The sequence below is a fragment of the Mycobacterium sp. NGS58 genome (genome assembly GCF_059812385.1).
This window is the reverse complement of the sequence record NZ_JCALCO010000002.1, coordinates 107,099-121,626: the sequence shown is the minus strand read 5'-3', so window position 1 is coordinate 121,626 and position 14,528 is coordinate 107,099. Positions and strand designations below refer to the sequence as shown.

The window sequence follows — 14,528 nt, the reverse complement described above, 5'->3', positions numbered from 1 at the left end:
AAATTCTTGCGAAACACCACCGCGCCTGCCGGACCGGTACGGCTGCGAGGGTTGTACTCAGGTTGGTTGACAAAGGGTCAGCGACCCACCGAAGGAGCCTGAAATCCGCGTCCTACCGCGTGTGCAGCTGCCGATGCGGGTGCTTTCGCTGCGCACCATCCTGATCGTCGCCGCCATATCGGTGATGACGCTCGTTGTCCTGCTGGGCACCTGGGTATGGGTGGGCGTAACCAACGATCAGTACAGCCAACTCGATCGGCGGCTCGATTCGGTCAGCAGCCTGGGCGACATCAGCAGCCTGCTCAACAACGCGGAGCGCACCGGTGCGGACCGGCCCGCCCCGGATGGCAACCTCGTGCGTACCGCCCGCATCGGCGGGGTGACCGTGTCGGTGCCCAGCAGCATCGTGTTGCCGCGGCTTCCCGACGGTTACGCCAACACAACCATCAACGGTGTGCAGTACCGCGTCAGGACCTTCACCGCGGGGCCGGCCTCCATCGCACTCGCGGCTCCATTGGCCGAAGCTCAGCATCGGATCAACGAATTACACCTGCGGGTGTTGCTGATCTGTGCCAGCGTGATCGGCGGCACCGTCGTGGTGGGCTGGGTGATCTCGTTGATCATGGTCAATCCTTTCCTGCTGCTGGCCCAGCAGGCCCGGGCGATCAACGCCCAGTCGAGTCCCGACGAGGTCCAGGTTCGCGGCGTGCGCGAGGCCGTGGAGATCGCAGAAGCGGTCGAGGGGATGCTGGCCCGCATCGGCAAGGAGCAGCAGCGCACCAAGGCCGCGCTCGAGTCGGCCCGCGACTTTGCGGCGGTCGCTTCCCATGAACTGCGCACACCGTTGACCGCCATGCGCACCAACCTGGAGGTGCTGTCCACCCTGGATCTGCCGCTCGACCAGCGCCACGAGGTCATCGGCGACGTCATCCGCACCCAGAGCCGCATCGAGGGGACGCTGACCGCGCTCGAGCGGTTGGCCCAGGGTGAGCTGACAACCGTCGACGACTTCGTCCCGTTCGACATCACCGAGCTGCTGGACCGTGCCGCGCACGACGCGCTGCGCATCTACCCCGATGTGGACGTCTCGCTGGTGCCCTCACCGACCGTGCTGATGATCGGACTGCCCACGGGGTTGCGGCTGGTGATCGACAACGCGATCGCCAATGCCGTCAAGCATGGCAATGCCCGCAAGATCTTGCTGACCGTCGGCAGCTCCGGTGCGGGCGTGGAGATCTCGATCGACGACGACGGCACCGGGGTTCCGGAATCCGAACGCGCCACCGTCTTCGAGCGGTTTGCCCGAGGCTCGACGGCCTCACGGTCGGGCTCGGGGCTGGGCTTGGCGCTGGTCGCCCAACAGGCCGAATTGCATGGCGGCACAGCGGCATTGCAGACCAGCCCGCTCGGTGGCACTCGATTGTTGTTGCGGCTGGCCGGCGATGGGCGTGGTCCGGCCTAGCGGCGGGCCGCTTGTGCCGCCGCCATCGCGCGCATAACGCGCTCGAAGAGCCGTTCTTTGATGCCCGGGACGGGTTTCCTATCGGAATGCCCAAAACAAGCCGTGCGTGTACCCGATTCGTTTATCTCGGTTGTTCATTTGTGCGGCGTCGATCGCCGGTGCATTCCCGACGTGGCCGCGTCCTTCGAATGGGTGCCGCGATAGTTGACCGCTCGTTTCCCAAGGCCCGGCAATTATGGTGGACTTTTTGTTCTTACCATTCGGCACCAAACGCTCAGCCGTATGCCGCCGCGATTCGGGGCTTCCTGAAAGCGCTATGACCTGATCGCCGTGTCAGGTGACGGAGGTACTTTTGTGACTGCCGAGTCTCCAGTGGCCACTGAGGTTTGTCATCGACTCCTTTTGGTAATCCAGCATTTTCACGCGCGAGGTCGGCCGGGCTTGACGAAATTCCGTGCCCTAAGTCCGTCCCGGGCGGAGTGAATACAAGATCAACGAAATCCCATTACACTGTGGCCCCAGGATTTGGGTTGAGCGTTCGGAGGGAAATCATGGGTCCTGTCACGTCCGTACAGTCAGAGGCGGTTCTCGCGTCGGCCGGTGCCGAGTCGGCGATCAGCGCGGAGACCGAGGCAGCGGCTTCGGCGGCCGCGCCTGTTCTGCTCGGTGTGCTGCCGATGGGCGGTGACCCGGACTCGGCCATGTTTGCGGCGGCGCTCAACGCCTGCGGCGGTAGCTACCTGGGCGTAGTGTCTGAGCACGCCGCCCAGCGCGGCCTGTTCGCGGGCACTCAGAGCATCGCCTCGAGCACGTACGTCGTCACGGAGCTCATGCGCAGCCTGACGATGGCAATCGGGGCCTAGATCCCGGCGACTTGACAAAGGGGGAAAGTACGCATGGCCGATCCGGGATGGGCTGCGCGTACGCCTGAGGAAAACGACATGCTGCTCAAGGCGGGGGCCGGCGTCATCACTCACCTGGCGAACCAGGCCGCCTGGACCGCCTTGGCGGCCACCCATCACGGCTCCAGCATCGCGTCGACCATCAACACCGTCGCAACGTCGGCGAGCTGGACGGGCTCGGGTTCGTTGGCTTCGGCGGCAAACGCGACCGCGCTGAACGCGTCGCTGCACGGGCTGGCGGGCTGGGTCGACGTGAAGCCGGCGGTGGTGTCGACCGCGGTCTCGGCGTATCAGATGGCGTACGGCTCGATGCGTCCCGCTCCCGAATGCATCGGCAACCGCACCGAGACCGCCGCCGACTACGGCATCAACCCGCTGGTTCTCGGCGCATTGACCCCACGCATCACGTCGCTGGAGCTCGAGTACTTCGGGTCGATGTGGCCGAACAACTCCGCCGTCGGGGCCAGTTACGGAACGATCCTGACGGCCTTGTCGCAAAGCCTCACCATCCCTCCGCCGATCGCGTCCATGGGTGCGTCGCCGGCCGCGCCCGCGCAAGCGGCGGCGGCGATTGGCGAGTCGGCGGCCGAACAAGGAGCCGGCGACGGCATGCGCGCCGCCATGCAGGGAGCACAGACGGGGGTGCAGGGGACCGGCCAGGCCGCCTCGGGTGGGCAGGACTTCATGAATCAGGCCAGCACGCTGATGCAGCCGGCTCAACAGCTGATGGGGGCGATCCCGCAGGTGATGCAGGCTCCGATGCAGATGATGCAGGCTCCGATGCAGATGGTTCAGCCGCTGATGGGCATGTTCGCCAATCCCGGCGCCCTGGGCATGGGCGGGGCGACGCCGGCGGTGTCGGCGGTCTCGGCCACGACCGGACTCTCCGCGGCGGAGGCGGGTGCCGGCGGCGGCGCGTCCCTGGGCGGGGCGGGCATGCCCGCAACCAGTTTCACCCGCCCCGTCAGCGCCTTCGAGCCCCCAACCAGTGGCCGGCCGGTCGGGCTGCGGCCCGCCGGCGCGTTGGGCGCCGAGGCCATGCGACCGCAGACCACGACGGGGGGTGGTGCCCCGATGGGCGGTATGCCGGTGGGGCACGGGGCGGGAAGCAGCGACCGCGGCTCCCGTGACAAGGCCGACCAGCCCGCGACCGTGCGGGTCGTCGATGCCCGGGTGTGAACCCACTGGTGAAGGGTGAATCGACAGGTCTAATTAGCCGCCATACACTTCGCTTCATGCCCACACGGGGGGCGGCCCACCGGAGAAGGAGAATTCCGTGACAATCAAAGTAACGCCGCAAATGCTTCGCGATGCTTCCAACGCCATTCAGGCGAACATGGAGCACGCGATCGGGATCGGCCAGGGATACGTCGCGAATCAGGAAAACGTGATGAACCCGTCCACCTGGTCTGGTTCGGCGGTGACGGCGTCACACGCGACGGCCATCGAAGTTCAAAACGACTTGAACAAAGTCTTGACCGGCGGCACGCGTCTGGCCGAAGGCCTTACGAAGGCGGCGGCCTTGATGGAAGGCCACGAGGCGGATTCTTCCCACGCCTTCAGCGCGCTATTCGGCGGCCACGGCTCCTAACCATCCACTCATTCGCATTTCCATCAATGGTCTTTTGAAAGGAACTTCACGATGTCCGACCCGATCACCTATAACCCCGGAGCCGTCGCCGACTTCGCCACCGACGTCGCCTCCCGGGCGGGCCAGTTGCAGTCGATTTTCGATGACACCTCCAACCGCACCCACGCCCTGCAAGAATTCTTCGCCGGCCACGGCGCATCGGGCTTCTTCGAGGCGCAGGCACAGATGCTGTCCGGGCTGCAGGGTCTCATCGACACCATCCGCCAGCACGGCGTGACGACATCCCACGTGCTCGACAATGCGCTCAGCACCGACCAGCACATCGCCGGCCTGTTCTGAGTCCGCTTGACCAAGCGAAGGTGGGGCAGATGCGCCGGGCGCGTGTGCCCCACCTTTGGTCTGCTATCCACCGATCGACGGTCTCACTCACCGAGGGCGAGGCGACATGCTGACGACGACGGTCGACGGCTTGTGGGTGTTGCAGGCGCTCACCGGGGTGGAGCAGACCTGCCCTGAATTGGGGCTGCGGCCGATGCTGCCGCGCCTGGACACCCCGGAGCGCGCGCGGAGCCACCCCGCGGCCGCCGAGTTGGTGGCGGCCGGTGCGCTCGATGAGGCGGGCAACGTCGACCCCATGATTCGTGAGTGGCTGACCGTCCTGTTGCGACGGGACCTCGGACTGCTGGTGATGATCGGGGTTCCGGGCCGCGAGCCGACGCGTGCGTCGATCTGCCGCTTTGCTACGTGGTGGGTGGTCTTGGAACGCCACGGTGACATGGTGCGGTTGTATCCCGCGGGGACGGCCGGCAATGAAGCCTCGGCCAGCGACCTGCTCGTGGGTCAGATCGAGAGACTGTGCGGCGTGGCCGAGGCGGCACCGCTGAAGCCGGTCACCCTGGACACCGAGCAGTTACTGAACTCGGTGCGCGACACCGCCAGCCTGCGTACATTCCTGCTCGAACAGCGCCTCGACGCCGACCAGCTACAGATGGTCCTGGCGGCCGCAGATCCCGCGCGGTCCGCGCACGCGAACATCGTCGGCTTGCAGGCCGGCGTCGGGCCCGACGAATTGGCGCGAATTGCCGTCGGCGATTCGACGGTCTCCATCGTCGACACCCCCGCGGGACGGATCTGCATCGAAAGTGTCGCTTCGGGGCAGCGTCAATACCAGATCCTCTCGCCCGGCTCACGCACCGACATTGGCGGAGCGATTCAACGGCTCATCCGTCGATTGCCCGCCGGCGAGGAGTGGCACTCGTATCGGCGAGTGGTATGACGCTGCGCTTTGCTATCGGAAGCAAAACGTAAGGGGCGCCGCGGAAGCGAAAGTCACTTAGATAACCAAAGTCTTGGAATAGCAACGTCTGTCACACTGCGACCGTTTTTGTACGGGGTAAACGCGGTATCGCCAACCGTGTTAGCATCGCGTCGTGACGAGCCCTTGGAATGACCCGAATATGTCGGACGAAGGAGCGCTCAGACGGGGGGATCCGTCAGGGGCCAGCAACTTCCCGGATTCGGTATCCGACACAATGCGTATTACCGATCTGGCCGCCCCGCGGAAAATTCCACCGGGGTCGGGCTGGCGGAAATTCATTTACTCCATATCTTTTCATCAAATAAATCCCGGCGAATCCCCGCGTGAACGGCACTACCGAGATCTGCAGAATCGCATCCGGCGGCATATTCGACGGCAATACGTCATCACGGTCGTGTCCGGCAAGGGCGGCGTGGGCGTCACCACGCTCGTGGCCTGCCTCGGGGGTGTGTTCCGGGAATGTCGCCCGCAGAACGTCATTGCGATCGACGCCGTCCCGGGTTTCGGGACACTGGCCGACCGCATCGACGAGTCACCGCCCGGGGATTACACCGCCATCATCAACGACACCGATGTCCAGGGGTACGCGGATATTCGAGAACATCTGGGACAGAACGTCATTGGCCTTGATGTCCTGGCTGGAAACCGGGCCTCCGACCAGCCCAGGCCGTTGGTGCCCGCCATGTTCTCCGGGGTGCTTTCGCGGCTGCGGCGCACCCACACGGTGATGATCGTCGACACGTCCCCGGACCTCGAACACGAGGTGATGAAGCCGGTGTTGGAAAACACCGACACCCTCGTGTTCGTCTCCGGTATCACCGCGGACCGGTCACGCCCGGTGCTGCGCGCGGTGGATTACCTGCGTTCGCAGGGCTACCACGAGTTGGTGTCCCGCAGCACGGTGATTGTGAACCACACCGACCAGATCACGGATAAGGACGCGCTGGCTTACTTGACCGAGCGGTTCACCAAGGTCGGGGCGACGGTCGAAGTGCTGCCGTTTGACCCCCATCTCGCCAAAGGCGGCATCATCGATACGGTTCACGAACTGAAAAAGAAGTCGCGACTACGCCTCTTCGAAATCACCGCCGGGCTGGCGGACAAATATATTCCTGACGCCGAGCGGTCGGTGCCGTGACAGCGCCGCATAAGGTCGCCTTCCCGGCGCGTTGTGCGGTCAACATTTCTTACGAGAAGCATCTGTGCTCCCAGGTATTTCCGGCCGGAATCCCTATGGAGGGATTCTTCGAGGGAATGGTGGAGCTCTTCGATGCCGACCTGAAGCGCAAAGGTTTCGACGGCATCGCATTGCCCGCGGGCAGCTACGAACTCCACAAGATCAACGGCGTCCGGCTCGATATCAACAAGAGCCTCGACGAGCTCGGTGTTCAGGATGGCGACACCCTGGTGCTGGTGCCGCGGGTCGACGGTGAGTCGTTCGAACCGCAATACGAGTCACTGTCAACGGGTTTGGCAGCCATGGGCAAGTGGCTGGGCCGCGACGGCGGCGATCGGATGTTCGCGCCGGTGACGCCGCTGACGGCCGCGCACACCGCGGTCGCCGTGATCGCGATGGCCGTCGGGGTCGTCGTGGCCCTGACACTGCGGGCAAGGACATTCACCGACGGCCCCATCCCGGCCGCGGTGGCGGGCGTCGTCGGCGCCCTGCTCGTGGTTGCCACGTTGGTGGTGCGACGGGGGTGGCGAGGGCGCCGCGACCTGTTCGGTGGATTCGCGTGGCTGGCGGTGTTGGCGCTGGCCACCGCCGGTGCCTGCGCGCCCCCCGGTGTGCTCTCCGCCGCCCATGGGCTGATCGGCGCGGTCGTGGTGATCCTGGGTGCGATCGCCATCGGGGTGACCGCTCGAAACCGTTGGCAGACAGCGGTGGTCACCGCGGTGGTGACGGTCTGCGGGCTTCTGGCCGCCGTGGCGGCCGTGCGCATGTTCCGGCCGGCTTCGGCCCAGGTGCTGGCGGTCTGCGTGCTGGTCGGATTGCTTGTCCTGGTACGGATGGCCCCACTGATCGCGCTGTGGGTGGCGCGGGTCCGACCGCCGCACTTCGGATCGATCACCGGCCGGGACCTGTTCGCCCGGCGCGAGGGGATGCCCGTCGACACGGTGGCTCCGGTCAGCGAGGACGAATCAGAGGACGAGGACAACGAACTGACCGACATCACCGCGCGCGGCGCCGCGATCGCCGCCTCGGCGCGGTTGGTCAATGCGGTCCAGGTGGGCCTGTGCGCCGGGGTGTCGATAGTGCTGCCCGCGGCGGTATGGGGCGTGTTGACGCCTGGGCGTCAGTGGGCATGGTTGGCGCTGGTGGTCGCCGGGCTGGTGGTGGGCATCTTCGTCACGCAGGGGCGCGGATTCGCCGCCAAATATCAGGCCATCGCGCTCGTGTGCGGGGCGTCGGCCGCGGTGTGCGTGGGGGTGGTCAAGTATGCCGTCGCCGCGCCGAGAGATGCCATACCCGGCTTGATGTGGCCGGTGGTGACCGTGACGATCTTCGCCGGGTTGGGTTTGGCCGCAGCACTTTTGGTGCCGACCATGAGGTTCCGGCCATTCATCCGGTTGACGGTGGAATGGGTGGAAGTGCTCGCGTTCATCGTCTTGCTACCAGCTGCGGCAGCCTTGGGAGGGCTCTTCACGTGGATTCGCCACTGAAAAGGGCCGCGGTGGTCACCGCCGCCGTCGCCCTGGTAGCGATGTCAGCTGATATCCCCGCCGCACTTGCCATCACACCGCCCTCGGTGGATCCGGGGATGGTTCCGCCGGACGGGCCGCCGAGACCCGACCAGCCGATGCGCCGCGCCAACAGCTGCTCGACCCCGATCACCGTGCGAAATCCCGACGTCGCTCAGCTGGCCCCGGGCTTCAACTTGCTGAACATCACGAAGGCCTGGCAATACAGCACCGGCAACGGTGTTCCCGTCGCGGTCATCGACACCGGGGTGTCTCCGAACCCGCGGCTACCGGTGGTCCCCGGTGGGGATTACATCATGGGCGAGGACGGCCTGTCGGATTGCGACGCCCACGGCACGATCGTCAGCTCGATCATCGGCGCTGCGCCGCAGGGGATTTTGCCGATGCCGCGGCCGATGCCCGCCACTCCGGCCTTCCCTCCGCCGGCCGGTCCGCCGCCGGCCGCCGGCGCACCGCCCCCACCGGTCGAGGTCCCGCCCCCGGTGGCACCCCCGCCCCCGCCGCCGCCGGTGACGATCACCCAGGTCCTCCCGCCGCCGCCACCGCCCCCGCCGCCACCGCCGCCGGAAGGAGGCGGTGCCACCGCCGCATCCAACGGCCCCGCCGACCCGCAAACCGAGGACGAACCCGCGGTACCGCCGCTTCCCCCCGGAGCGCCCGACGGGGTCGTGGGGGTGGCCCCCCACGCGACCATCATCTCGATCCGCCAATCGTCACGCGCCTTCGAACCGGTCAACCCGCCGCCGGGAGATCCCTACTCCGACGAGAAGGTCAAGGCCGGAACGCTGAATTCGGTTGCGCGCGCGGTGGTTCACGCCGCGAACATGGGGGCCAAGGTGATCAACGTTTCGGTCACCGCGTGCTTGCCGGCCGCCTCCCCGGCCGATCAGCGCGCGCTGGGCGCCGCCCTGTGGTACGCGTCCACCGCGAAGGACGCGGTGATCGTCGCGGCCGCGGGCAACGACGGGGAAGCCGGCTGTAACAACAACCCGACCTATGACCCGCTGGACCCCTCGGATCCCCGGGACTGGCATCAGGTCAAGATCGTCTCGGCGCCCTCGTGGTTTTCTGATTACGTCCTGTCCGTGGGTGCCGTCGACGCCAGCGGTGCCCCGCTCGACAAGAGCATGTCGGGTCCCTGGGTCGGCGTGGCCGCGCCGGGAACCCACATCATGGGCCTGTCGCCCCAAGGCGGCGGTCCCGTCAATGCCTACCCGCCGTCGCGGCCGGGCGAGAAGAACATGCCCTTCTGGGGAACCAGTTTCTCGGCGGCCTACGTCAGCGGCGTCGCGGCGTTGGTGCGGGCGAAATTCCCGGACCTCAGCGCGCACCAGGTGATCAACCGAATCGTTCAGTCGGCGCACAATCCGCCTGCGGGCGTTGACAATAAGGTCGGATACGGGTTGGTGGACCCCGTCGCCGCGCTGACCTTCAACATCCCGCCGGGCGAGCGGATGCCCCCTGGCGCGCAAAGCCGCGTCATCACCCCGGCGCCGCCGCCCCCGCCGCCCGACCACCGGGCACGCAACATCGCGATCGGATTCGTCGGATTCGTGGCTGCCGGGATCCTCGTGTTCGCAATCGCGGCGCGGCTGCGGAGGGCTCGATGAGGCCGGACTTGACCGGGTTCACCCGCGGCAGCAACCGGCGGGTGGTCGGCGTGTGGGTGGTGTTCGTTCTCGCACTCGCGGGCTGGCTTGCGGGCGGCTACATCGGCGCGGCTGTCGCCGTGGTGGTGGGGATCGTGCTGACCTTCGTGCGCTGGTGGGGTCAGCCGGCGTGGTCGTGGGCCGTCTTGTGGCGGCGGGGTCGGCGTCCGGTCGACTGGACTGCCCCGATCACCGTGGCCAACAACCGATCCGGTGGTGGTGTCCGGGTGCAAGACGGCGTCGCCGTGGTCGCGGTGCAGCTTCTCGGCAGGGGCCATCGACCGACCATGGTGACCGGCTCGGTGACGGTCGAGACCGAAAACGTGCTCGACATAGTCGAATTGGTGCCGATGCTGCACCAGGCGCTGGGCCTGCAGCTCGATTCGATCAGCGTCGTCACCATCGGTTCTCGGCACGGCACCACCGGGGACTTTCCGCGGGTGTACGACTCGGAGATCGGAACGCCCCCCTACGCGGGCCGGCGCGAGACATGGCTGATCATGCGGCTGGCGGTGATCGACAACGCCGAAGCACTTTTCTGGCGCACCACCGTCGGCGCGGCCGCCATCTCGATCGCGCAACGCATCGCGGGATCGTTGCGCTGCCAAGGATTGCGGGCGAAGGTGGCCACCGCCACCGACCTCGTCGAGCTCGATCGCCGGCTGGGGCGGGACGCGGTGTCGGGGAACGTGCAGAGATGGAGGGCCATCCGCGGGGAAGCGGGTTGGATGACCACCTACGCATATCCGGCGGAGGCGATCACGTCGCGCAACCTCTCGCAGGCGTGGACGTTGCGCGCCGACGAGGTCATCCAGAACGTCACCGTGTTCCCGAACTCCGAATGCACCGCGACGATCACCGTACGCACGCCGACGCCCGCACCGACGCCGCCCAGCGTGATCCTGCGCCGGCTCAACGGCGAGCAGGCAGCGGCGGCGGCCGCGAACATGTGCGGTCCCCTCCCGCACCTGCGCGGCATTCGGCGCAGCCCGCTGCCCGCACAACTCGTCAGCGAGATCGGACCGTCGGGGGTGCTGATCGGCAAGCTGAGCAACGGCGATCGGCTGCTGATGCCGATTACCGATGCCGGCGAGTTGTCGCGCGTGTTCGTGGCGGCGGACGACCCGATTGCCAAGCGGCTGGTGATCCGCACCGCCGGTGCCGGCGAGCGGGTCTGCGTGCACACCCGTGACATGTCGCGCTGGCTCAGCGTGCGCATGCCGGAGATCAGCGTCGTGAGCAGCTCGCGTCCCGCACCACGGACCACGGTGAGCGTCGTCGAGTACGCCGCGCGGCGGGGCAACGCCCTTGGCGCGGGCGAAGGCTTGGGTATCGAGGCGGCGATCTCACCCACGCCGCGACCGGCAACCGTGATCACCGTCGCACCCGCGGGGGCCAGCCTCGCCGAGGGGCAACGGCACGGCTTCGAGGTGATCATCGAGCAGATCAGCCCGGCGGTGGTGAACGTCAGTGCAGCAGGGCAGGATTGGCTTGTCGAGATGGACATGTTCCGCGCCGAGAATCGCTACGTCAGTCTCGAGCCGGTGAGCATGTCGGTCGGCACATAGCAGGTCGTAAAGGCAAGTTTTGAGACACAGTGTGATGAGCGCACGCACCGGTTGCGGCGACAACTCGACTCGGCCGAAGGGGGCAGCCCATAACCTCGGCGCCCGGAGTCGCGGTGCTTGTGATGGGGGACATGATGGGTGATTTGCAAACAGCCCGAAGGCATTTCGACCGTGCCATGGCGATCAAGAGCCGACAGGGCCGGGCGGCGGCGTTACCTGAGTTCGTTGCTGCCACCGACGCCGACAAGTCGATGGCCGACGCGTGGCTGGGGCGCATCGCGTGCGGTGACAACGACCTGGCCTCGTTGCGACAGCTCTACGTCACCAGCGAATGGCTACACCGCGAGACCACGCGTATCGGGCAGACACTGGCCGCGGAGATCCAGCTCGGCCCCTATATCGGCATCACCGTCACCGACGCGTCACAGGTCGGGCTGGCGTTGTCGTCCGCGTTGACGATCGCCGGGGAGTACGCCGAGGCCGACAAGTTGCTGGCCAACCCTGACCTGCTGGACTCGTGGACGAACTACCAGTGGCATCAGTTGGCCCGGACGTTTTTGATGTACCGCACGCAACGCTGGCCGGACGTGCTGCTGGCCGCCGCCGAGGAGCTGCCCGCCCATGCCATCGTGATGTCGGCTGTGACGGCGTCGATCTGCGCGCTGGCCGCTCACGCGGCCGCCCACCTCGGGCAGGGCCGGGTCGCCCTGGACTGGCTGGACCGCGTCGACGTGATCGGGCACACCCAGTCGTCGTCACGCTTCGACTCCGATGTGTTGACGGCATCGATCGGGCCGGCCGACATCCCGTTGCTCGTCGCCGATCTGGCCTACGTGCGGGGGATGGCGCACCGGCAGCTGCGCGAGGAGGACAAGGCCCAGGTCTGGCTTTCCAAGGCCACCATCAACGGGGTCCTGACCGAGGCGGCCAAAGAAGCCCTGGCCGACCCGAACCTGCATCTGGTCGTGACCGACGAGCAAACCATCCGCAGCCGCACCGACCGCTGGGACGCCTCGTCGGCCAAGAGCCGCGACGAACTCGAGGACGACGCCGCCACCGGCCGCCGCGCGGAGCTGTTGGCCGAGGGGCGAAAGCTGTTGGCCAAGCAGGTGGGACTTGCTGCGGTCAAAGAAGCCGTCGCTGCGCTGGAAGACCAACTCGAAGTGCGGACAATGCGGCTCGAGCATGGCCTGCCGGTGGAGGGCCAGACCAACCACATGCTGCTCGTCGGGCCGCCCGGTACGGGTAAGACGACTACCGCCGAAGCCCTGGGCAAGATCTATGCCGGCATGGGAATCGTGCGGCACCCCGAGATCCGGGAGGTGCGCCGGTCGGATTTCTGTGGCCACTTCATCGGCGAGTCGGGGCCCAAGACCAACGAACTGATCGAAAAGTCGCTCGGGCGAATCATTTTCATGGATGAGTTCTATTCCCTGATCGAACGTCACCAGGACGGCACACCCGACATGATCGGCATGGAGGCCGTCAACCAGCTCCTGGTTGCGCTGGAAGTACACCGGTTCGATTTCTGTTTCATCGGCGCGGGTTACGAGGACCAGGTGGATGCGTTCCTCACCGTGAAGCCGGGTTTGGCGGGCCGGTTCAACCGCAAGCTCCGCTTCGAGTCCTACTCGCCGGCGGAGATCGTCGAGATCGCGCACCGGTACGCCACGCCACGCGCCAGCCTGCTCGACGAGGGCGCGCGCGAATCCTTCCTGGACGCGGCCACGACCATCCGCAACTACACCACTCCCGGCGGACGCCACGGCATCGACGCCATGCAGAACGGTAGGTTCGCCCGCAACGTCGTCGAACGCGCCGAGGGCTTTCGTGACACCCGAGTGGTCGCACAAAAGCGCGCGGGTCAGCCGGTGACCGTGGAGGATCTGCAGATCATCACCGCAGCCGACCTGCAGGCCGCGGTGCGCAGCGTCTGTTCCGACAACCGCGACATGGCGGCCATCGTCTGGTGACGGCTAGGCCGGCTCGAAGCGGAACACGGCGAGACGCCCCGCCAGCGCTTCGAATTCGTCGGCTGTTCCGTCGCGCACCATCCCCGAGCGTTTCGCAAACGCCACACCGACCGGAACTTCGGAGGGGAACGCCCGCAGCACCGACCGGGCCTCTTTAGCGGACAGTTCGACGATCCGGACGGACCGCGACCGCCGGCCACGGCTGAGCGTGCCGACGCCCGCGGCGCGGGCATTCGCGGCCCAGTCGGCGCCGGGATAACCGGCCACCACGTAGAGGCCGCCCTGGAAATGGAAGGGCGTCATCGGGGTGCTGCGTGGTTGACCCGACTTGCGGCCAGGCACGGTGAGCACCATTGCGGGCCCGGTTGGAATCCCGAGCCGTTGCACCGCCATCATGAACTTGTTCATCGGCTTGAGGTAGCGCGGGGGACGCGGATCGGCCATCTCAGATTCCTACTTTCTCGTTGTCGAACACGCCACGGTGCTCGGAAACCCAGTGCGCGAACGAAACTGGCGGACGGCCGAGGATCTTCTCCGCATCGTGTGTGACCAGTGCGGGCCTGCCGAGCGTCTCGCCGAGCATGGCGATGTAGGCGTCGGCGAATCCGGCGCCGAACCCCAACCCGATAAACCGTTGCCGCACCGCCTCGGTGGGGATCTCGCGGTATTGCAGCGGCCGGCCCAGGACGCCGCCGATGACCTCGACCAGTTCCGCGTTGGTGTACGCCCGGGGCCCGGTGAGCGGGATCCGTTGTCCGACAAGTTCATCGGAGAGCAACGCATGCCTCGCGACGCCCGCGATGTCTGCCTCGACGATCGGCGCGGTCGACGCTGCGGCGTACGGCCCGGCGACCACGTCGCCGGCGCGGATCTGCGCGGACCACATGCCGGCGAAGTTCGTCGCGAACACCGTGGGCCGCAGGCTCACCCAGGCCAGGCCGGAGTCGACCGCCAGACGTTCGACCTCCCTGTTGCGGTCGCCGCGGAACCGGGACGGCTGCCTGGCGTCGTCGTCGTCGGCATTGATCGCTGACAACGCGACCAGCTTGGTGACTCCGGCCCGCCCGCATTGCGCCACCACGTCTTCCAATTGCCCGGCCAGCGCCCGCGAGTTCAGGAACATCGCGGACGCACCCGACAACGCGTCGGCGGCCGAACCGAACACCTCTACGCCCGGGGGAAAGCCGGCCGGCGCCGGTTGTCGGGTGACCGCCCGAACCCGGGCGCCGGCGGCGAGTAGTTCGGCGACGAGTGGGCGTCCGACGTTGCCGGTCGCGCCGGTGACGACGATGGTCATGAGGGGCTTCCTTCCGTGAACTTCTTGCACTGCTGAAACGACGGGACAAAAGGTGGGAAAGTTAC

At 66.9% G+C, this 14,528-nt stretch carries 13 protein-coding genes; 11 read left to right on the top strand and 2 right to left on the bottom strand.

Features of this window, described 5'->3' with window-relative positions:
- Positions 1–133 precede the first annotated feature (133 nt).
- The 11 genes from AC5Y4H_RS02485 to eccA all read left to right on the top strand — a co-directional run bounded on the left by AC5Y4H_RS02485 (position 134) and on the right by eccA (position 13,166).
- Entirely contained in the window at positions 134–1,462 is a 1,329-nt protein-coding gene (locus tag AC5Y4H_RS02485) for a sensor histidine kinase (protein WP_499978612.1), read from the top strand.
- A gap of 551 nt (positions 1,463–2,013) precedes the next feature.
- The gene (locus tag AC5Y4H_RS02480; RefSeq protein WP_067351724.1) at positions 2,014–2,325 is read left to right on the top strand and encodes a PE domain-containing protein; all 312 of its coding nucleotides are present in this window, start codon (positions 2,014–2,016) and stop codon (positions 2,323–2,325) included.
- A 33-nt stretch (positions 2,326–2,358) separates the two neighbouring features.
- The gene (locus tag AC5Y4H_RS02475; RefSeq protein ID WP_499978308.1) at positions 2,359–3,543 is read left to right on the top strand and encodes a PPE domain-containing protein; all 1,185 of its coding nucleotides are present in this window, start codon (positions 2,359–2,361) and stop codon (positions 3,541–3,543) included.
- 97 nt (positions 3,544–3,640) lie between these two features.
- Positions 3,641–3,955, top strand: a complete 315-nt coding sequence (locus AC5Y4H_RS02470) for a WXG100 family type VII secretion target (protein ID WP_040630553.1) — start codon at positions 3,641–3,643, stop codon at positions 3,953–3,955.
- A gap of 51 nt (positions 3,956–4,006) precedes the next feature.
- Positions 4,007–4,294 carry a WXG100 family type VII secretion target gene (locus AC5Y4H_RS02465; RefSeq protein WP_007771836.1) on the top strand — a complete coding sequence of 96 codons (288 nt, stop codon included), beginning with the start codon at positions 4,007–4,009 and terminating at the stop codon, positions 4,292–4,294.
- A gap of 106 nt (positions 4,295–4,400) precedes the next feature.
- A complete protein-coding gene (locus AC5Y4H_RS02460) occupies positions 4,401–5,231 on the top strand; it encodes an ESX secretion-associated protein EspG (RefSeq protein WP_499978305.1) in 831 nt (276 codons plus the stop codon).
- 154 nt (positions 5,232–5,385) lie between these two features.
- The gene (locus AC5Y4H_RS02455) at positions 5,386–6,411 is read left to right on the top strand and encodes a MinD/ParA family ATP-binding protein (RefSeq protein ID WP_499978302.1); all 1,026 of its coding nucleotides are present in this window, start codon (positions 5,386–5,388) and stop codon (positions 6,409–6,411) included.
- Entirely contained in the window at positions 6,408–7,937 is a 1,530-nt protein-coding gene (eccD, locus tag AC5Y4H_RS02450) for a type VII secretion integral membrane protein EccD (RefSeq protein WP_499978299.1), read from the top strand. The genes AC5Y4H_RS02455 and eccD overlap by 4 nt, the downstream gene beginning before the upstream one ends.
- 41 nt (positions 7,938–7,978) lie before the next feature.
- Positions 7,979–9,586 carry a type VII secretion system ESX-2 serine protease mycosin MycP2 gene (gene mycP2, locus AC5Y4H_RS02445; protein ID WP_499978611.1) on the top strand — a complete coding sequence of 536 codons (1,608 nt, stop codon included), beginning with the start codon at positions 7,979–7,981 and terminating at the stop codon, positions 9,584–9,586.
- A complete protein-coding gene (gene eccE, locus AC5Y4H_RS02440) occupies positions 9,583–11,193 on the top strand; it encodes a type VII secretion protein EccE (protein ID WP_499978296.1) in 1,611 nt (536 codons plus the stop codon). Before mycP2 ends, eccE begins: the two co-directional genes overlap by 4 nt.
- A gap of 131 nt (positions 11,194–11,324) precedes the next feature.
- The gene (gene eccA, locus AC5Y4H_RS02435) at positions 11,325–13,166 is read left to right on the top strand and encodes a type VII secretion AAA-ATPase EccA (protein WP_499978294.1); all 1,842 of its coding nucleotides are present in this window, start codon (positions 11,325–11,327) and stop codon (positions 13,164–13,166) included.
- 3 nt (positions 13,167–13,169) lie between these two features.
- Here eccA and AC5Y4H_RS02430 read toward each other — a convergent pair whose 3' ends face one another.
- Together AC5Y4H_RS02430 and AC5Y4H_RS02425 are read right to left on the bottom strand one after the other, a co-directional pair.
- Entirely contained in the window at positions 13,170–13,610 is a 441-nt protein-coding gene (locus tag AC5Y4H_RS02430; RefSeq protein ID WP_499978292.1) for a nitroreductase family deazaflavin-dependent oxidoreductase, read from the bottom strand.
- A gap of 1 nt (position 13,611) precedes the next feature.
- Positions 13,612–14,463, bottom strand: a complete 852-nt coding sequence (locus AC5Y4H_RS02425) for an NmrA family NAD(P)-binding protein (RefSeq protein ID WP_499978291.1) — start codon at positions 14,461–14,463, stop codon at positions 13,612–13,614.
- Positions 14,464–14,528 lie beyond the last annotated feature (65 nt).

Excerpts from the sequence above, each read along its gene's own strand:
- AC5Y4H_RS02485 (WP_499978612.1), top strand. The coding sequence starts at position 134 with ATGCGGGTGCTTTCGCTGCGCACCATCCTGATCGTCGCCGCCATATCG.
- AC5Y4H_RS02475 (WP_499978308.1), top strand. The coding sequence starts at position 2,359 with ATGGCCGATCCGGGATGGGCTGCGCGTACGCCTGAGGAAAACGACATG.
- AC5Y4H_RS02465 (WP_007771836.1), top strand. The coding sequence starts at position 4,007 with ATGTCCGACCCGATCACCTATAACCCCGGAGCCGTCGCCGACTTCGCC.
- AC5Y4H_RS02460 (WP_499978305.1), top strand. The coding sequence starts at position 4,401 with ATGCTGACGACGACGGTCGACGGCTTGTGGGTGTTGCAGGCGCTCACC.
- eccE (WP_499978296.1), top strand. The coding sequence starts at position 9,583 with ATGAGGCCGGACTTGACCGGGTTCACCCGCGGCAGCAACCGGCGGGTG.
- eccA (WP_499978294.1), top strand. The coding sequence starts at position 11,325 with ATGATGGGTGATTTGCAAACAGCCCGAAGGCATTTCGACCGTGCCATG.
- AC5Y4H_RS02425 (WP_499978291.1), bottom strand. The coding sequence starts at position 14,463 with ATGACCATCGTCGTCACCGGCGCGACCGGCAACGTCGGACGCCCACTC.
- AC5Y4H_RS02430 (WP_499978292.1), bottom strand. The coding sequence starts at position 13,610 with ATGGCCGATCCGCGTCCCCCGCGCTACCTCAAGCCGATGAACAAGTTC.
- AC5Y4H_RS02480 (WP_067351724.1), top strand. The coding sequence starts at position 2,014 with ATGGGTCCTGTCACGTCCGTACAGTCAGAGGCGGTTCTCGCGTCGGCC.
- mycP2 (WP_499978611.1), top strand. The coding sequence starts at position 7,979 with ATGTCAGCTGATATCCCCGCCGCACTTGCCATCACACCGCCCTCGGTG.